At 29.0% G+C, this 18,339-nt stretch carries 16 protein-coding genes, 1 tRNA gene, 1 other RNA gene and 1 riboswitch; of the genes, 10 read left to right on the forward strand and 8 right to left on the reverse strand.

Features of this window, described 5'->3' with window-relative positions:
• The first annotated feature begins 80 nt into the window (after nt 1-80).
• The 4 genes from A9758_RS03940 to A9758_RS03955 all read left to right on the forward strand — a co-directional run bounded on the left by A9758_RS03940 (nt 81) and on the right by A9758_RS03955 (nt 5,549).
• The gene (locus A9758_RS03940) at nt 81-2,462 is read left to right on the forward strand and encodes an OB-fold nucleic acid binding domain-containing protein (RefSeq protein WP_011407056.1); all 2,382 of its coding nucleotides are present in this window, start codon (nt 81-83) and stop codon (nt 2,460-2,462) included.
• 28 nt (nt 2,463-2,490) lie between these two features.
• Nucleotides 2,491-3,426 carry a DNA repair and recombination protein RadA gene (radA, locus tag A9758_RS03945; RefSeq protein WP_011407057.1) on the forward strand — a complete coding sequence of 312 codons (936 nt, stop codon included), beginning with the start codon at nt 2,491-2,493 and terminating at the stop codon, nt 3,424-3,426.
• A gap of 264 nt (nt 3,427-3,690) precedes the next feature.
• Nucleotides 3,691-3,760: riboswitch (Fluoride riboswitch) on the forward strand.
• Nucleotides 3,761-3,889: 129 nt separating this feature from the next.
• Nucleotides 3,890-5,017: a cation:proton antiporter gene (locus A9758_RS03950; RefSeq protein WP_011407058.1), complete on the forward strand. Its 1,128-nt coding sequence runs from the start codon at nt 3,890-3,892 to the stop codon at nt 5,015-5,017.
• 241 nt (nt 5,018-5,258) lie between these two features.
• On the forward strand, nt 5,259-5,549 hold the full coding sequence (locus tag A9758_RS03955; protein ID WP_011407059.1) for a hypothetical protein: 291 nt from the start codon (nt 5,259-5,261) through the stop codon (nt 5,547-5,549).
• Nucleotides 5,550-5,600: 51 nt separating this feature from the next.
• Here A9758_RS03955 and A9758_RS03960 read toward each other — a convergent pair whose 3' ends face one another.
• Complete coding sequence (locus A9758_RS03960; protein ID WP_011407060.1) at nt 5,601-6,257, reverse strand: PHP domain-containing protein; 657 nt, start codon at nt 6,255-6,257, stop codon at nt 5,601-5,603.
• Nucleotides 6,258-6,409: 152 nt separating this feature from the next.
• Here A9758_RS03960 and larB point away from each other — a divergent pair, with 152 nt between their 5' ends.
• The 3 genes from larB (at nt 6,410) to rnpB (ending at nt 7,775) form a co-directional block, all read left to right on the forward strand.
• The gene (larB, locus tag A9758_RS03965; protein ID WP_011407061.1) at nt 6,410-7,195 is read left to right on the forward strand and encodes a nickel pincer cofactor biosynthesis protein LarB; all 786 of its coding nucleotides are present in this window, start codon (nt 6,410-6,412) and stop codon (nt 7,193-7,195) included.
• A 131-nt stretch (nt 7,196-7,326) separates the two neighbouring features.
• A tRNA-Met gene (locus A9758_RS03970) sits at nt 7,327-7,401 on the forward strand.
• A gap of 25 nt (nt 7,402-7,426) precedes the next feature.
• Nucleotides 7,427-7,775: RNase P RNA component (gene rnpB, locus A9758_RS03975), an RNA gene on the forward strand.
• Between the two features lie 150 nt (nt 7,776-7,925).
• On the opposite strand, the gene A9758_RS03980 is transcribed toward rnpB, so the two are convergent.
• The gene (locus A9758_RS03980) at nt 7,926-8,393 is read right to left on the reverse strand and encodes a hypothetical protein (protein ID WP_011407062.1); all 468 of its coding nucleotides are present in this window, start codon (nt 8,391-8,393) and stop codon (nt 7,926-7,928) included.
• Nucleotides 8,394-8,406: 13 nt separating this feature from the next.
• Nucleotides 8,407-8,817, reverse strand: coding sequence for a hypothetical protein (locus A9758_RS03985; protein ID WP_011407063.1), 411 nt, complete (start codon nt 8,815-8,817; stop codon nt 8,407-8,409).
• 155 nt (nt 8,818-8,972) lie between these two features.
• Here A9758_RS03985 and A9758_RS03990 point away from each other — a divergent pair, with 155 nt between their 5' ends.
• On the forward strand, nt 8,973-9,950 hold the full coding sequence (locus A9758_RS03990) for a M24 family metallopeptidase (RefSeq protein WP_011407064.1): 978 nt from the start codon (nt 8,973-8,975) through the stop codon (nt 9,948-9,950).
• 12 nt (nt 9,951-9,962) lie between these two features.
• On the opposite strand, the gene hypF is transcribed toward A9758_RS03990, so the two are convergent.
• Nucleotides 9,963-12,275, reverse strand: a complete 2,313-nt coding sequence (hypF, locus tag A9758_RS03995; RefSeq protein WP_011407065.1) for a carbamoyltransferase HypF — start codon at nt 12,273-12,275, stop codon at nt 9,963-9,965.
• 225 nt (nt 12,276-12,500) lie between these two features.
• Between hypF and A9758_RS04000 the strand changes: the two genes are divergently transcribed.
• Nucleotides 12,501-13,712, forward strand: a complete 1,212-nt coding sequence (locus A9758_RS04000) for a bifunctional 5,6,7,8-tetrahydromethanopterin hydro-lyase/3-hexulose-6-phosphate synthase (RefSeq protein ID WP_048059920.1) — start codon at nt 12,501-12,503, stop codon at nt 13,710-13,712.
• A 118-nt stretch (nt 13,713-13,830) separates the two neighbouring features.
• On the opposite strand, the gene A9758_RS07470 is transcribed toward A9758_RS04000, so the two are convergent.
• Nucleotides 13,831-14,427: a methylated-DNA--[protein]-cysteine S-methyltransferase gene (locus A9758_RS07470; protein WP_233144175.1), complete on the reverse strand. Its 597-nt coding sequence runs from the start codon at nt 14,425-14,427 to the stop codon at nt 13,831-13,833.
• Between the two features lie 114 nt (nt 14,428-14,541).
• Here A9758_RS07470 and A9758_RS04010 point away from each other — a divergent pair, with 114 nt between their 5' ends.
• A complete protein-coding gene (locus tag A9758_RS04010) occupies nt 14,542-14,790 on the forward strand; it encodes a pro-sigmaK processing inhibitor BofA family protein (RefSeq protein WP_011407068.1) in 249 nt (82 codons plus the stop codon).
• On the opposite strand, the gene A9758_RS04015 is transcribed toward A9758_RS04010, so the two are convergent.
• The 3 genes from A9758_RS04015 to A9758_RS04025 form a co-directional block, all read right to left on the reverse strand.
• The gene (locus tag A9758_RS04015) at nt 14,787-16,250 is read right to left on the reverse strand and encodes a bifunctional ADP-dependent NAD(P)H-hydrate dehydratase/NAD(P)H-hydrate epimerase (protein WP_011407069.1); all 1,464 of its coding nucleotides are present in this window, start codon (nt 16,248-16,250) and stop codon (nt 14,787-14,789) included. The two genes, A9758_RS04010 and A9758_RS04015, sit on opposite strands and share 4 nt — an antisense overlap.
• 16 nt (nt 16,251-16,266) lie before the next feature.
• Nucleotides 16,267-17,148 (reverse strand): formylmethanofuran--tetrahydromethanopterin N-formyltransferase, encoded by an 882-nt coding sequence (gene fhcD, locus A9758_RS04020; protein ID WP_011407070.1) that lies wholly within the window; start codon nt 17,146-17,148, stop codon nt 16,267-16,269.
• A gap of 62 nt (nt 17,149-17,210) precedes the next feature.
• Entirely contained in the window at nt 17,211-18,227 is a 1,017-nt protein-coding gene (locus tag A9758_RS04025) for a UPF0104 family protein (protein ID WP_011407071.1), read from the reverse strand.
• Between the last annotated feature and the right edge of the window lie 112 nt (nt 18,228-18,339).

Genomic DNA, 18,339 nt, shown 5'->3' on the forward strand with positions numbered 1-18,339 from the left:
AATATATTATAATATATCTAAATTTTTTATAAATAATAATTATTAAATATTAATATAACTCCCACATAGGAGGATCTAAATTGACAGGAGAAAATGAAGACTACATAAAAGAAAGATATCAAGAAGTTAAAGAGAAAGTAACATACAAAGACTTCTTAAAAGATTTAGAAGATATAAAAATAGAAAATGTTGATGCTCCCTTCCTTACACAACAACAATTAATTGATATGGTTATAGAAAAATATGCAGAACATGAAAACATACAACAAACACATACAAATCAAATACAACCCATATCTTCACTTATTGAAGGAAATGGAAATATTAGCATACAAGGAAGATTAATATCTATATCCAACATTAAAACATTTACAACAAAAAAAGGTAGAGAAGGAAAAGTTGCCAATCTAACAGTAGAAGATAATAGTGGAAAAATACGAGTCGTAATGTGGACAGACAATATGAAATACATGAATCGTATAGAAGAAGGAAACATTATAAAAGTAAACAATCTTGAAGTAAGAAAAGGATACACTGGAGATCTTGAAGTACAAATGAAAAATAACTCATCAATACAAGTTTTACCAGAAGAAGTAGATCCATCCCTACCAAAATATGAAGAAAAAATAACTAATCTATCAGACATTACTGAAGATGGTGAATACAACATCATAGTAAGAATCAAAAAAATATCAACACTTCGTGAAATTATAAAAGGAGAAAAAACTCTACAGATAATTACATTAGAAATAATGGATAAAACAGGAACACTTGAATTTACACTATGGAACAAAGATACAAAACTAGTAGATACATTAGAACTAAAAGAACATGATACTATAAAAATCATAAAAGCAAGAGCACAACAAAGATATGATCAGATAACATTATCCAATAGTTGGAATGGAAGAATTATAAAAAATGAATACGATGTTCCAGATTTTGAAGAAGAAATCCTAAAAATAGGCTATGCTGAAGAAAAAGAAGATGTAACAATCATAGGGACAATAACCAAAATCTATGATACAATAACATTCACAAAAACAGATGGAAATGAAGGACATGTTAGAAGCATAGAAGTAACTGATGAGACAGGATCTATAAGAGTAACACTATGGAACAAAGAAACAGAAATTGAAATGAGAAAGGGAGATATCATCAAAATTGAAGGAGGATCCATAGAATTTGATGATTATGCTGGAGATGGATATAGACTAAATACTGGCTGGAATGCATCAATAACAATTAACCCTGAACTTGATACAAAACTTAGAGAAAAACTTGAACTAGTAGATACAATTGGAATAGTAAAAATAGAAAACGTTCTAGATTTAAATGAAGACGAAGGTAGAGAAGTAGATGTTGTTGGAAGAATAATTACAACCAATGATACTCGTGAATTTGAAAGAGGAGATGGAAGTAAAGGACAAATAAAAAGTATTGAATTAGCTGATGAAACAGGAATTGTAAGAACATCACTTTGGGATGAAAAAGTAGATATCACTGAAAAACTTGGTGATGCAATAAAAATAGAAAATGCACGAACAAGGATTGGACAGGGTCAAATGGAACTAAGTGTAGGTAAATCCTCACGAATAACAACACCTACAGATGAAGAAATAGTAAACCTACCATCATATGAAAACATTGAACAAGACAGATACAATGATAGAACAATAAGTCAACTTGAAGAAAATGAAACAAACACAAAACTCAGAGTAAGAATCCTTAACATCAATGAAATAAACACATTTACAAGAACAGATGGAAGAGATGGAAGAGTAAGATCAATATATGTTGCTGATGAAACTGGTGAAATACAAGTATCACTCTGGGATGATGATACAGAAATAAAATTCACCAAAGGTTCTGCAATCATAATAGAAAATCCAAATATAACACGACAAAACACCAAACTAAGATTATCTATTGGAAATGGAAGTACAATACGTGCAGCAAGACAAGAAGAAGCTGAAAAAATGCTTTCATTAACTGAAATTGAAAATAAACTCTATGTTGAAAAATACATTGAAGACATAGAAGAAGATGATCAACATATAAAAATTAAAGGAACCATATCAGAAATTAATAGTGAAAAAATCATCTATACTATGTGTCCAAATTGTAATATTGGAATAACACAAGATGAAAATGGATATATATGTAATGAATGTGGAGAAAAAATAGAAAAACCAAATTATCTAATGATTATATCAACAACATTACAAGATGAAACAGGAACTGTTCAAGCAACATTCTTCAGAAAAGATGCAGAAGAACTTATAAGCACAACAACTGAGAAAGTTGTAGCAATATATGAACAAACTGGAGATGAATCTGCAATGTCTTCAAAACTTGAAGACATGATTGGACATGAAGTTACAATAATAGCTAATGCAAACTTTAATGAATATGATGAAGATATTAGGTTAAATGTAAGACAACTAGTAATAGTAGTATAATGATATGAAAATAACAAGGAGAATTTAAATGACAGAATTAGAAGATTTACCAAGTGTAGGAGAAAAAACAGCACAAAAACTAAGAGATGCTGGATTTGCAGATATGATGAGATTAGCAACTGCAACACCTAAAGAACTTAGTGTAAAAGTAGAAATTGGTGAAGGAGTAGCTGCAAAAGTAATTGAAGCTGCAAGAAAAGCTGAAAAAATAGATTTTGAAACTGCATTCGAAGTAATGGAAAGACGTGAAGATGTTGGTAGAATAACAACAGGAAGTAAAGGTCTTGATGAACTTATAGGAGGAGGAATAGAAACCCAATCTATTACTGAAGTATATGGTGAATTTGGATCTGGAAAAAGTCAAATATCACATGAATTATCTGTTACAACCCAGTTACCTGTAGAAGAAGGTGGTCTTGATGGTGAAGTAGTATTTATTGATACTGAAAACACGTTTAGACCTGAAAGGATAGAACAAATAGCTGAAGGATTTGGATTAAATATAGAAGAAGTTCTTAAAAAAATTCATGTTGCAAGAGCATTTAACAGTTCACATCAAATTTTAATGGCTGATAAAATCAATGAATTAATACAAAGTGGAGTTAATATAAAACTTATAATAATTGATTCATTAATGGCACACTTCAGAGCAGAATATGTTGGTCGTGAATCATTAGCAACACGTCAACAAAAGTTAAATCAACACCTACACACCCTACAAACAATTGCAAACACGTATAATGTAGCAGTTCTTATAACAAACCAAGTACAATCAAAACCAGATTCATTCTTTGGAACTCCAACAAAAGCTGTTGGTGGACACGTTTTAGGACACGCATCAACATACCGCATATTACTTAAAAAAGGATTATCCGGTAAAAGAATAGCACGTCTTGTAGATAGTCCTCATTTACCTGAAGGCGAATCTGTATTTAAAGTAACTACCGAAGGTTTAGTAGATTAAATACATCTACTACATTTTTTTATAGATATAATAGAATGTGCAACAATTCTGTTTTTGGTGTTTTCAATAAGTTTCTTGTTACCTTATTTTATAATTATTAAATATTTGTCGGGGTTTGTATAACACAACAAATAATATATACTATTAACAGAGTAAAATAGTTGTCACACTCCTTCAACAACAATTAATAAATAGAACTTCTCAAAAATAACAATCCACTCAATAAAAAAATAACAATATATAAATAATATAAACAACAAAAATAACAAATAAGGTGATGAGGTTCCACCTATTTAACTGCCAGTGATTACTGGATGATGACTTCTATTTTTAAAGGTAAAATTAAGTTTACCTATAAATCATCAGATAATCACAAAATAGGATTAGGAGTTACCATGCAAATTTATAGGAAATTAACTTATTTTATCTTTAATTTTAAAAAAAAATTAAGGAGACTATAAACTTGATTAGTGATATTTACCCAGTTATACTTGCAATACTAATAATACTAGCAAGTATGATTTCCATAAAATGGAGCATATCCATTTCAATTGTTGAAATAATAATGGGCGTAATTGCAGGAAATCTAGGAATATTACATGTTGAACCATGGATGATATACATAGCAAGTGTTGGAGGAATGGTTTTAACATTCCTAGCAGGAACAGAAATAAACATACAAATAATGAAATCAAATCTAAAAGAATGTATAAGTATAGGGATAGCATCATTCCTACTAGCATTTATAACAGTATTCATAACATGTAACTACATACTATCATGGCCACAACAATCATCATTACTTGTAGCAACAGCACTTTCAGAAACATCAATAGCCATAGTATACTCTGTAATAATAGATAAAAACCTATCAGAAAAAAAATTAGGAACAATATTAATGGGTTCAACCTTCATAACAAACATATGTACAGCAGCAACACTAAGTATATTGTTTATGAAACCTACAATAGAAACTCTAATTTTCATAATAACATCAATAATAATACTAGTATTTGCATATAAATATTCAGATATACTATTTGAAAGTAAAACATTTAGTATGAATAAAAATGAAATAGAACTAAAATATATATTCCTACTACTAACAATATTAATATTCTTTGCAACACTAGGAGGAGGACAAGCATTATTACCCGTATTCATATTAGGAGCGCTACTATCAAAACAATTTACACATACAAATAAAAATGACATGCTAACAAGACTACAAACAGTATCATTCACAATATTCACACCAATATTCTTCATTGTAGGTGGAACAAAAGTTTCAATACCTATAATAATATCAACAATAGGAATATTTTTATTAATATTTGTTGTAAGACAAGTGGGAAAATTCATAGGAGTATACACAATAGTAAAAAAAAGTTTATCAAAACACCACATGTATATTACTATGATAATGAGTACAGGTTTAACATTTGGATTAGTAGCAGCATTATATGGTTTAAATAATCATATTATTCCACAACATATCTACAGTATATTAGCAGGAGTATTAGTTTTAAGTGCCATATTTCCAAGTTTTATTGGAGATAAATTCTATGCACCATCATTTGAAGAATTATGAAGATAATTTTTCATTTTACTTTTTTTCATAGGATAGACATATATTCTACTAAAACCAAAAAAATTACCGTGAAGTTAGTCTAAACTAAAAATCATATTTTCACACAATTATAATTTAAAATTCGGAATAATTTTAGGTTAATCAAAAAAATAAAATTAATAATTTAGTTTAATCTAAAATAAAGCACCTTTATATATTAATTAAATAATAACAGTATAACAACAACTAGTATAGTGAAAATATGATAACCATTAATGAAAATGATTTAAGAAAATTAGAAAAATATTATAAAGCAAATCCTTCATATGAATTAGTGGATTTGTTAGTTAATGAATTAGCAGATATTTTAGAAAAATCAAGTGGATTACAAACAGACATATACCAAGATATGGATGAAAAAACATATTACAGACTATACTCCGGATGTAGTGCAGTAGAAGTATATGTACAAAATAATATAATACAAATAGACTTTGATATGGGATGGCAATTAAACCAATCATTACAAAGTCAAAACAATCTCCCATTATAACTAGAGACATTCGTTATCTAAACATTATAAGGGGAATTTATTCTTTTTAAATTAATTTTCTTTAGGTTTAGTTCTATGACCTTTCTTTCTAATAACTTCCCGAATAATAAGATCCATAGGTGTACGTTTACCATGAGCAGTACTTTTACCCTTTTTAATATATTTTAACAATGTATCCACAGAATCAGTTACAGGAATCTCAGTATAACAACATCCTATTCCCTCAACAAAATGAGCATCACTCGCTCCAATCTCAGGAATATTATTTTTATTAGAAACTTTTTTACTAAGATAATTAGATATTCCAAGAATATATCTTGAATTTTTCGTTTCCATAGCATCAACATCTAATGATTGTGTAATATTACCAAGACCACTCCTATAATAACAATACGGGTGTGCTGCTATAGCAATTCCAGCATTATCATGAATTTCGTCAATTGTTTCTTCTGGTGATTGAAGAGGTTTTATATAATCAGTTATTCCCAAAGCAACAATATGACCTTTTGAAGTACTAACTTCCTCACCAGGAATTAATAACAAATCATCATGTTCTAATTCTCTAATAGCCCAAGTACCTTTTATTTCATCATGATCTGTTATAGCTATTGCATTAAGACCTATTTTTTTACTGTATTTAATAATGTTCTCAAGAGGAGTAATTGAATCTTTTGAATACTTACTATGAATATGTGTATCAATCTTCATTTAAAAACCTTCTAAAATTATGACCTAAATTATATTATAAATATTGAATTAATCAATAATATATTTAATAGTAAAATAATTAAGATTAATAATAAATATTAAATTAAATAAGAATGCTGAAAACATGATAAATATCTAAATTGAGGAGTTTTATGAAAAATATATTAAAAGAATTAATTGATGGCAAAATTTCTATTTCAGATGCTGAAGATAAATTAAAAATCATGCAAATACAAGAAATGGGTAGTCATGTTAAGTTTGATACTATGCGAGAAATAAGAGTTGGTGTTCCTGAAGCTATTTATTCACAAGGAAAAACCGATGAGGACCTAATAAACATAATCAACAATATTGATTTTACAAAACATTTAATGATAACAAGATTACCAGAAGAACGTTTTAATAGAATAAAATATCAGTTAAACAAAAACGTTTTAAAAAATGGAACATACTACAAAGAAGCATGTATATTAACTATTAATAAAACAACTCCAAAGGAAAAAAAAGGTACAGTTGGCATAATTACAGCAGGAACTGCAGATGTTCCAATAGCAGAGGAAGCCAGAATAACAATAGAACAAGCAGGTTATAAAACTATACCAACATATGATGTAGGAGTTGCAGGAATACATAGATTAATAGATAAAATCACATATCTTATTGATAAAAAAACAGATATTATCATTACAATAGCAGGAATGGAAGGAGCATTACCATCAGTTGTAGCAGGAATTGTAGACATTCCAGTAGTTGCAGTTCCAACATCAACAGGATATGGAGTAGGTGAAAAAGGATTCACAGCATTATTTGCTATGCTACAATCATGTGCACCTGGAATTGCCACTATGAATATAGATAATGGTTATGGAGCTGGAATATATTCTGTTACAATATTAAATCAAATAGAAAAAAGAATTAAAGACATGACAGAACAATAAATTTAGGAATGTAGTCAATGATTTCAAGTGTAACATTCTTGAAGATATAATATTAAAATAGCAATCTTTATATATAAGTTAGGAATAAACTATAATATAGCTCTTAGTTAGAGTTGACTATTTTATTCTATAGCAGGGTGGGGTAGTCTGGTGATCCCGCGGGGCTCATAACCCCGAGAGCCCTAGTTCAAATCTAGGCCCTGCTATCTTTAATTTATATTTAGATTTGTGGTAAGCTGAAGTGCAGTTAACGGTGAATTTCACTGAGGAAACTCCATCCACTATATAAAACCATGATGTTCTTAATTGACATACACTGAGAAGTGTGATACTGATATAGAAACGATACGATAGATCTTAATCTGGTTTTGAAAGATGATACAATTAGGTTGATGATGCCAAACATAGATAATCGATGAAACGATCAATCCATGGAGTGCAAAAGTAAATATTGTCATTTATGGTGATAGAGAATATTATTCTCTTAGAGTTTATGTTCTATTGTTGTTATAATATGACAAAAGGTATCTTGCTAAGATAAATACTGCAAAAAACATGAGGTGGGTTACTCTCAGCATGCCATAATATTTAAATTATTATGATACAATATCTTATTTTTTTTAATTTTATTAATACTTTTTTTATCTTAATAAAGTGTGCGCGACAATTATTTTGTCCTATTAATTGGATTGTTGCACGTTTCTAAAAAAAAGATGTTGGAATAAGTTATTTATTCCATTTCTTCAAGTTTTTTATCAATATCATCCAATCTTGATTCTATTGTTTCTACTCTGTTATTGTTGTCTTGTTTGTATTGATTGAGATCTTTTTCAATTGAATCATATTTTTCTATTATTGAATCTAAGTCTTTGTGTGTTACTAAATCCCAATCTGCTATTACTTGTTCACTTTGTTCATCAATAAATTGATCTATTTTATTTGAAATTACATCTGCTTTAGATATATGTTCTTCATCTTCTTCATCTTGTATTCTATCTTTGATTTTTCCACTAAAATCATTCATTTTATCTGTGATGTTTGTAAAGTATTCTTCTTGTCCTACTCTTGAGGATATGCCTGTAGCTTGTGAATGAATATTTTGGTATATTTGGTTGTTGGTAATTTGCAGATAGTAATATATCATTATTAATATTGCTATTATTAATATTATTATAGCAAGAATTGATGCTGCTTCCATATTTTAACTTCCTTTATTTTTTTAGAGCTTTTTCTATTTCTTCTTCTTTTTTACTGAGTTGTTCTGATAATTTTTGAAGTTTTAATAGTTCACTTTTTGCTTCTAATTGTTCTACCTTTTCTGTTACTTCAGTATTTAATAGACCCACTTTTCCTATGATTTCAGCAGTGTTTATTCTGATTTGTCTTAGTCTTTCCTGATCTTCTTCTGATAAGTCGGACATGTCTTCTTTTCTTCTTTTATTTTCTAAATCTTTTTCAACAAGTTCTATTTTCTTAAGTTCTGTTTTTTTCTCAAGTAGTAGAACGTTGTTTTTAGAGACTGCATTTTTTCGCCATTCTATAACTATTACTATTATAGCTATTACAAAAAGTAATGACAGAATAATTATCATCAATTGTTCTTCAGTGAAGGCTATATTCATAATTTAACCTCTTTTATTTTTTATTTTTAGTAAATTCATTACTTGTTACTATTATATTATTTATCTAATTAATTATACTTTTATAAGAGTATATATTTAAATTAATAAATATAGTAAAAATATAATTAGTTTTAAAAATTTAGACCGTGATATTAATGTTTGAAAAATATGAAAAAGCAGGAAAAATTGCATCAAAAGTTAGAAAAGAGGCTGTAAAGAAAATTACTGCAGGTATGAAAGTAATTGATCTTGTGGAGTGGATTGAATCAGAAATTAAAAGTACTGGTGCTGGATTATCTTTCCCATGTAATGTTTCTATCAACCAAATAGCTGCTCATTATACTTCTGCTCCTAGTGATGATACACGATTTTGTTATGGTGATATTGTAAAGATTGATCTTGGAGCTGAAGTTGATGGTTATATTTCTGATACTGCTGTTACTGTTATTGTTGAGGGCGATAATGGAGAACTTGTTGATGAGGAGGGTAAAGCTTATAATATGCCAGGTCGATTAGATGATGGTAATCCTGTTGTTAGCGAGGATGAAATTGAAGAAAGACATGCTATTATTAATGCTTCTAGTTGTGCATTAGAAAATGCTATTAGTATTATAAAAGAGGGAGTTACTTTAAATGAAATTGGTTACGAAGTTCAAAAAACTATGAATGATCTTGGATATAATCCTATTGTTAATCTTACTGGCCATAGTTTAGAGCAGAATAATTTACATGCTGGTCTTTCCATTCCTAATTATCCAGATGGTAGTAATCATGAGTTAAAAGAGGGAGATCATATTGCTGTTGAACCTTTTGCTACTAATGGTGTTGGTTTGGTAAATGATATTCCCCAGCATTATATTTATTCTTTCCTTAGAAATAGGCCTATGAGACAACCTGATTCTAAACATTTACTTAATTATATTGGAAATAATTTATGTTATTTCCCTTTTGCTAGAAGACATTTACTTGAAGTTTATGATGAACATAGATTAAATAGGGCTATACGTCCTTTAATTTCTTCTAGATCTATTTATCCATACAATGCTTTGAAAGAAAAAACTGATGGTATGGTTGCTCAGACTGAGCATACTATTATTGTTGAAAAGGATGGATGTTGTGTTACTACTTTGTAACACTTATTTTTTTTATTCTTGTGTTTTCCATCCTGCTATTGCACATTGTCCCATTGATACACTTCCATCTCCTGGACATGTTTGTTTGTGTTGTATGTATGTGTATCCTTCATTTGTTAGTGTTTCTTTAACTACTTTTGATATGTATTCATTGTAAAATACTCCGCCTGTTACTCCAATTATTTTTGTATTGTATGCTTTTGCTGTGTTTATGGCTATTTTTGATAGTGCTTCTGCTAATGTTCTTTGTGCTGCACATGCTATTTCATCTATACCTACACCACTTTTCATTAGTTTTACTACTTCATATAGTAGTTTACTTGTGTTTATTAGGGTTTTGTTATTTTTAATTTCATATATTGGTTCTATTTTCAGTAGATCAAATCCTTCTCTTGCTACTGATTCTAGTTTCATTGAACATTCTCCTTCATATCCCCTATTTTTACTAATTCCTAAAAGAACACTTATACTATCAAGTACTCTCCCCATACTACTTGTTTGTGCTGTGTTGAAGTTGTTTTCTAGTTGTTTTAATGTTATATCTACTTCTTTTTCTCCATATTTAAAGTAATCTGAATAATCTGTTTTCATAAGGTTTCTTAATTCTTCAGTATCCATGATATTATATAGTATTCCCATTGCCATTCTTATTGGATATTTTGTACTTAGATCTCCTCCAGGCATTGGTTGTAGTGTGAGTCCTCCATGATTTTTATATTCTCCAGTGTTATTTAAATATAGGACTTCTCCACCCCATATATTTCCATCTTCCCCGTATCCTACTCCATCTGCTGTTATTGCTACCATTTCATCCAATTGATGTTCTGACATTAGGCTTGCTGCATGTGCATGATGATGTTGTACTTGTATGAGTTCTGTATTGTATTTTTTTGATAGTTCTTTTGCTAGTTTTGTTGTGTTAAATTCTGGATGCATATCTGCTACTATGTAATCTATTTTATCCGTTCTTGTTAGTTTTAGAAGGTGTTTTATTGCATCTTTCATAAATTCTAGTGTTTTGTATTTTGATGTGTTTCCTATGTGTTGGGATGGATAACATTTTCCTTCTTTTAATATTGAAAATGTTACATCTAGTTCTGGTCCAAGTGCTAGTATATTTTTTGTTGTGTTTATTTTTGTAAAGTCAAAAGGTTTTGGTACATATCCTCTTGATCTTCTTATAAATGAGGGTTTGTTATTTCTGAATCGAATTACACTATCATCACACCTGTTTAGTATTTTTCTATCATGTAAGAGATAGTAGTCTGCTATATCTTCTAATTTAGTTGTTATTTCTTTATTATCTATTAACATTGGATTTCCAGGCATGTTTGCTGATGTCATCACATATGCTGGTTCTAATGTGTACTTAAATAGTAAATGATGTAGTCCTGTATATGGCAACATTACCCCTTGATTATGTAGATTAGGTGATAGTTGTGGTGATAGATTGTATTCAGGGGATTTATTTAGTACTACTATTGGTTTTGCTACTGATTGTAGAACTTCTTTTTCTTGTTGTGTGTATGTAACAAATAAACTTGCTGTTTGTATATCTGGTGTCATGCATGCGAATGGTTGTGTTTTTCTCCCTAATCTTTCTCTTAATTTTTCTATTGCATCATCTGTTGATGTTTTACATACAAGATGTGTTCCACCTATTCCTTTTATTGCTATTATGTTTCCCTCATCTATTAGTTGACTTGTTTGTCTTATTGGATCTCTTGTAGGTATTTTTCCATCCTTATACAAATACACCTCTGGTCCACAATCTGGACAACATGTTGCTTCTGCATGATATCTTCTATCTAGTGGGTTTGTATATTCTTGATTACAATGTTTACATAGTGGGAATTTCTTCATTGTTGTATTTTTTCTATCATATGGTACTTCATCTATTATTGTAAATCTTGGCCCACAGTTTGTACATGCTGTAAATGGATAATAGTAGTGTTGATTGTTTGTATCTAATATTTCATCTAGACATTCATCACATATACTCATATCTGGTGGTATTACTGCTGTTCCTGATATTTCATTACTACTATTTACTATTGTGAAGTCATTGTATTTTGGTGTTGTTTGTTCGTGTATATCTACGTGTATATTATTTATTTCAGATCTTATTGGTTTATGTTCTTGTATTTGATCTATAAAAAGTTTTATATCATCGTATGTTCCTTGTACTACTATTTCTACTATGTTTCCCATGTTTCGTACATAACCATTTAGTTTCATTACTTTTGCTAGCCTGTATATTGTAGGTCTAAATCCTACTCCTTGAACTATTCCATCTACTAATAGATTTGCAGTGTATTGTTTCATTTTTTCCCACATCTTTTTTTTTAATTAATATAATTTTTTTGGAGTTTTGTTTATTTAGTTTTGTATTTTTTTTTGTTGATAAGAAATAATTTTTATTAGTGAAAATATATAATTATAAATATATAAATATAATATTATTGAAAAACTTTTTTTTATAATTCATACATCTTGTGATGGAAAAAAGATTATAATTGAATAAAATGGAGAATATAATTAATGTCTGATATATATGAGATAGGTGAAGCTTTAATTGGTGATGGACCTGAATTAGCACATATTGATCTTATAGTTGGTAGTAAACAAGGACCTGTTGGTACTGCTTTTGCAACTAACATGGCAAGTATGAGTGTTGGTCATACTCCTTTATTATCTGTTATTAGACCAAACTTACCTACTAAACCTGCTACTCTTATTGTACCTAAAGTAACTGTACAAAATCTAGATGATGCAAGTAAAATATTTGGTCCAGCTCAAACTGCTGTTGGTCGTGCTGTAGCAGATGCTGTTGAAGAAGAAATAATTCCAAAGGATATTGTGGAAGATATTGTATTGATGGTTAATGTATTTATTGATCCTTCTGCTAAGGATTACCGTAAAATATACCAATACAATTATGGTGCTACTAAATTAGCTATTAAACGTGCATTTGATAAATATCCTTCTGTTGATAAGGTTTTAGCTGAAAAAGACAGAGGAACACATCCAATTATGGGATTCAAAGCTATGAAATTATGGAACCCACCTTACTTACAAGTTGCATTAGATCTTGATAATGAAGATAGAATGCGTAGTATTATAAGAGATTTACCTAAACGTGAAAGAATTCTTATTGAAGCAGGTACACCTTTAGTTAAAAAATTTGGTGTTGAAATTATCAGTAAAATAAGAGAAGAAAGACCGGGTGCTTTCATTATTGCTGATCTTAAAACTTTAGACGTTGGTAGAGTAGAAGTTAAAATGGCTGCTGATGAAACAGCTGATGCTGTTGCTATTTCTGGTCTTGGAACCAATGAATCCATTGAGAAAGCTATCCATGAATGTTCTAAACAAGGAATTTACTCTATTCTTGATATGATGAATGTAAGTGATATTCCTTCCAAACTTGAAGAACTTAAATTAAAACCTAATATAGTTTTATTACACAGAAATATTGATTCTGAGACTATGAGAGATAATGATGGTGAACAACAATCTGAATGGGGTAACATCAAAGATATTAAATCTAAACTTGGTAAACGAGGTTTAATTGCTGTTGCTGGTGGAGTAACTCCTGAAAAAGTTGATACTGCCTTAGCTAATGGTGCTAATATTATTATTGCTGGAAGATATATTATTGGTTCATCTGATGTTAGAAGAGCTGCTGAAGATTTCCTCAGATACTTACCTCAAGATTCTGATACAATGAGATTAGCTCTCGATGAGGATGAAAAAATTTAGATTTTCTTTTTTTTTCTTCTTTTTATTTTTTGTAATTGTTTTTGTATAGTTGAATTTATTTTTTAGTATATGTTATAAGTTATTTGTAATAAGTTATAAGTTATATATTTAAAAAAAATTAGATTTTATTCATACTTTCCACATCTTCTTGTGGATAACGATACTGTTGTTTGATTACATCATCCTCAAATCGAATTCCCTCATTCTCTAGTATGAATCTTTTAAAATAACCATCTTTTCTTCCATTATATCCACCTAATGTCCAATCAGATTTTACTGTTCTATGACATGGAATTATCAATGGAAATGGATTGGATGCAAGGGTATTTGCTACTGGTCTTGCACTTTTAGGTCGTCCTATTAATTGTGCTAATTTCTTATATGTAGTTACCATTCCATATGGTATTTCATTTTGTTTTAATAGTACTTCTCTTTGAAATTGTGTAAGATCATTTAAATCTAATTGATTTAATTCAAATTTAATATCATGTCCCATAATAATTTCTTTAATATTTGACATGATTTTTAATATGTATTTACTTGGATGTACTTCATGTAAAACTCCATGATATTGTATGTCCCCATAATTGTGTTTTCGACTCTTTGAATCTGGAAGTACCACTTGTTTTATTATTTCATTTTTATCCCATACAATAGCTATTTCCCCAATTAAAGAATTGAAAACCATATATTTAAGTGAGCCTAAATTTAACACCTCCTGTCTATGAAAAACATTCATTACAATTAATTACTAATTATTTAAGACATGATATAAATATATATATGAATTAAAAATAAAATCTATAAAAAAAGTAAGGAGGAATAAAATATGTTAATTGAATTAATAACATTACTCATACTCATACTAATAGCAATTATTGGACTTAAACTCCTAATAGAAAATGGTGACACTATTTTAAAAATAATAACACACCTTGCTATGGGATGGATTACGCTAGTTATTGTTAATATAATACCAGGTATTCACATACCAATTAACCTTATAACCATACTAATTTCAGGTTTTGGAGGAATTTTAGGAACTATACTTCTTGTATTATTATCAATTATATTCTAAATAATCTTTAATAAATCACTAGATGTATAATTAAATCCATACTCTTCAACTAATTTATCACCAGCATTACCTAATATGAATGCTGAAATATATGCAGATTCATAAAGAGTATTTCTTGTTGAAATACCTACACATAAACCTGCAAGTAAATCTCCAGTACCACCAACAGTCATACCTTGATTACCAGTACTATTTAATTTATAATCATCAGGTGATACTACAATATCAACAACACCCTTCAATAAAATAACAGTATTATATTCCTTTGATAATTTTTCTAAAAGTTTAATTTTATCATCTCTTTTATCAGGAAGATCACATCCGAAAAATTCCTTAAATTCACGTGTATGTGGTGTTACTAAAGTATTTGAATCGATTATATTCTGTTTATCAACTAATTTTAAAGCATCAGCATCAATTACTATTTTTTTATCAGTAGAAGTTACTATCTTATTAAATAATTCACCAGTTTGACTTGAAAGACCTGCGCCAGAACCAATTAATATTGAATCTACCCTATCTATTAATTCAGATATAATAGGATAACCATCCATATTTAATACATCCCCCTCAATACTTTTAACAATGTACTCTGGATTATATTGTTTTATTATTTTTGCAGAGGATTCAGGAGCTACAATAAATACTAAATCCACACCGCGTGAAATAGCAGCTTCTGCTGCAAATATAACTGCTCCAATATAATCAGGATTTGATCCAATAATTAAAACAGAACCATTTTCACCCTTATGTGAAGATGTACTTGGAGTTTTTAATTTAAGTAAATCACCTACTCCTGTATATTCCTCTGATACTAAAGGAATTCCAATATCCAATACTTCAATATTTCCAACATATTTATTATCTGCAAGTTTTAATCCAGTTTTTGGTTTATGAAGTGTTAATGTTGTATGTGCAACAACTGATTTATCATAAACTACACCATCTTCTGGATTTAAACCTGATGGAACATCCACTGATATTACTATTGCTGGTGAATAATTAATATTATCAATAGCAGATGATATAGGTTCTCTTAATCTCCCATTAACACCTGTTCCCAATATTGCATCTATAATTATATCAGAATTATCTGGATTTAATTGACTAGAATCTGTAATTTTGGATAATTTAAGATTTTTATCAGTTTTAGATATTAAGTTAATTGATTTCCAATTAGTTTTTGAATCCTTATTTTTAATATTCTCAGGTTTAGATAATAGAAATAAATGTATTTTATAACCCTGATTTAATAAATGTCGTGCAATAACAAATCCATCCCCACCATTTCCACCAGTACCACAATATATGGAAATTTTCTTTTTATCTGGAAAATTATTCATTATATATCCTGCTATACTTGAACCAGCATTTTCCATCAATACTATTGTTGGTATATGATTATATTCTGTATTTCTATCCACTGCTTTCATTTCAATAGGTGTTAATACCCCTTTCATATTATCAAAAACTCCCTTATTCTATGAGATTTATCTTATATTTTCCAAGATTTCCACCATAATTACCGGCAGATATTTTAATTACCCCCGGTATTGTTTTTATGGCTTTAATTGCTACTTGTGTAGCTTTAGATATGGATTCTTCGGTTAATCCATCAAATACTATTTCATAAACACCTTCTGCATCTTCTGGTAATTTAGAATCAGATATTCTATCCTTTAATGTTGGACAATACCCTTCATTTGTAGTTGCATTCATAAATTTATACTTTTTAGATCCAACCTTAGAACCAGATGCAACTATTCCTCCAGGAAATGGACATATAACTCCAGAAATTTCTTTTATTGCATTAACTGCTGCTTCTGCAGCTACTAACGCACTTTGTTGTGTTTTTGCCATGATAAATAAATTACCACCAGCCACTGCATTTGTTATTCCAAAATCTTCTTCTATTAGAAAATCTCCAGACATTATTGGAATTTTATACAATGTTTTTCCATATTTCTCTACTTTTTCCTGATATCCATCAGCAAAAAATGCTAATTTAAATCCAAGATTTGTATTATTATCACAATCAGGTAATAAATTAAATACAGAGGTTGTTGCAGTAGTTAATACACACTGTCCAATACGTTCTAATAGTTGTTGTTCAACCTGTTTTATCTTATTTTGACAAATTATAATGGAATAACCTGGCCTATTATCTGGTGTTTTATCAGGTGATATGTACTTATCAATTCCAGCCTCTGCTGGACATCCTATAAATGATGTTGCAAATCCTGTTGCTTCTGTTGCAGCAGTGAATGCTAGATTCTTTGTTGCAGCAGTAATTAACAAATGAGCTGCTTTTGTATTAAATGCTTCTGCATATGTATCTTCTATTATTGGTAATTTCATAATTAAATACTCCTAAATTTTTCTAAAAAAAAAGATAAAAAATAAAATATTTTTTTTGTTTTCTAATTAATATCTACTTCATCTAACACTCCCGTACCAAAATATGGAAGGGTTAATAAACCTAACACTGAAACCATCCAGAATGATATTAGTCTTTCAACAAGAGTTACTGCTGTACTAATAAATGGTGGTATTCCTGATAAAGAATATACTAGAATCATTACTCCATCAATAGCACCTAATCCCCCAGGTAATGTAGGAATCATACCCACAAGTGTAGATAATAAAAATACTGCTGCTACCATACCTATTGATACTTGAACTCCAAATGCCATAAATACAATATACATTCTCATAATTTCTAAAAACCATGCAATGAAAGATATAAAAATTGCAGATACAAATATCTGCTTATTCTTCAATAGATATAAAAGACTTGTTTGAAATCCTTTAAGTGAATTTAATATCTTTATTTCATAAGGTTCAATATTACGTTTTATAACTTTATTTAACTGTCTAAATACCCAACGAATAACTCTAACACCAAAGGTTTCATTAATACAAATATATACTATGAATATGAGTAATGCAACAAATAATATAATTGCAAAAATCAATGTAGCAAGCATAACTATACTTAAATGTACTGTAAATATTAGGTAAATCATTGCAATAATAGCAAGTATAGTAAAAGGGAATATATCAAATAATTTATCACCCATTACTGTTGCAAATGTTGTTTTAAACGAAGAATTTGTATTTTTACTTAATAAATATGCTCTAACCGGTTCTCCACCTCCACGACCACTTGGTGTCAAGTTATTTACTGCTAAACCTACAAGTAACATTGCAAATAATGTTATTTTTTTATGAGCTATATTTAATCCACCTAAGATAACACTCCATCTTAGATTCCATAAAATCATTGTAATTACTTGTAAAATAATCGCTAGAAGTACATAATTCATATTTGCCTGTTTAAGAGCACTGATAATCTCCCCAGGACCTATGAATATAATCATTGCTGCCAGTACAACTAATCCAATTAACAGTAAACCAAATACTTTTTTATAATTCATGTTATCTCCTATAAATTTTTTAAATCTAATAACAAATCCTAAGACTTATTAATTCTATTTAAAAAAAATTAATATTATTATATAATATATGTCTTATTAATATAATAAAATT

The sequence above is a fragment of the Methanosphaera sp. A6 genome, from assembly GCF_001729395.1.
Lineage (GTDB): Archaea > Methanobacteriota > Methanobacteria > Methanobacteriales > Methanobacteriaceae > Methanosphaera > Methanosphaera stadtmanae.

Excerpts from the sequence above, each read along its gene's own strand:
- radA (WP_011407057.1), top strand. The coding sequence starts at position 2,491 with ATGACAGAATTAGAAGATTTACCAAGTGTAGGAGAAAAAACAGCACAA.
- A9758_RS03955 (WP_011407059.1), top strand. The coding sequence starts at position 5,259 with ATGATAACCATTAATGAAAATGATTTAAGAAAATTAGAAAAATATTAT.
- A9758_RS03960 (WP_011407060.1), bottom strand. The coding sequence starts at position 6,257 with ATGAAGATTGATACACATATTCATAGTAAGTATTCAAAAGATTCAATT.
- larB (WP_011407061.1), top strand. The coding sequence starts at position 6,410 with ATGAAAAATATATTAAAAGAATTAATTGATGGCAAAATTTCTATTTCA.
- A9758_RS03980 (WP_011407062.1), bottom strand. The coding sequence starts at position 8,393 with ATGGAAGCAGCATCAATTCTTGCTATAATAATATTAATAATAGCAATA.
- A9758_RS03985 (WP_011407063.1), bottom strand. The coding sequence starts at position 8,817 with ATGAATATAGCCTTCACTGAAGAACAATTGATGATAATTATTCTGTCA.
- A9758_RS03990 (WP_011407064.1), top strand. The coding sequence starts at position 8,973 with ATGTTTGAAAAATATGAAAAAGCAGGAAAAATTGCATCAAAAGTTAGA.
- hypF (WP_011407065.1), bottom strand. The coding sequence starts at position 12,275 with ATGAAACAATACACTGCAAATCTATTAGTAGATGGAATAGTTCAAGGA.
- A9758_RS04010 (WP_011407068.1), top strand. The coding sequence starts at position 14,542 with ATGTTAATTGAATTAATAACATTACTCATACTCATACTAATAGCAATT.
- A9758_RS04015 (WP_011407069.1), bottom strand. The coding sequence starts at position 16,250 with ATGAAAGGGGTATTAACACCTATTGAAATGAAAGCAGTGGATAGAAAT.
- fhcD (WP_011407070.1), bottom strand. The coding sequence starts at position 17,148 with ATGAAATTACCAATAATAGAAGATACATATGCAGAAGCATTTAATACA.
- A9758_RS04025 (WP_011407071.1), bottom strand. The coding sequence starts at position 18,227 with ATGAATTATAAAAAAGTATTTGGTTTACTGTTAATTGGATTAGTTGTA.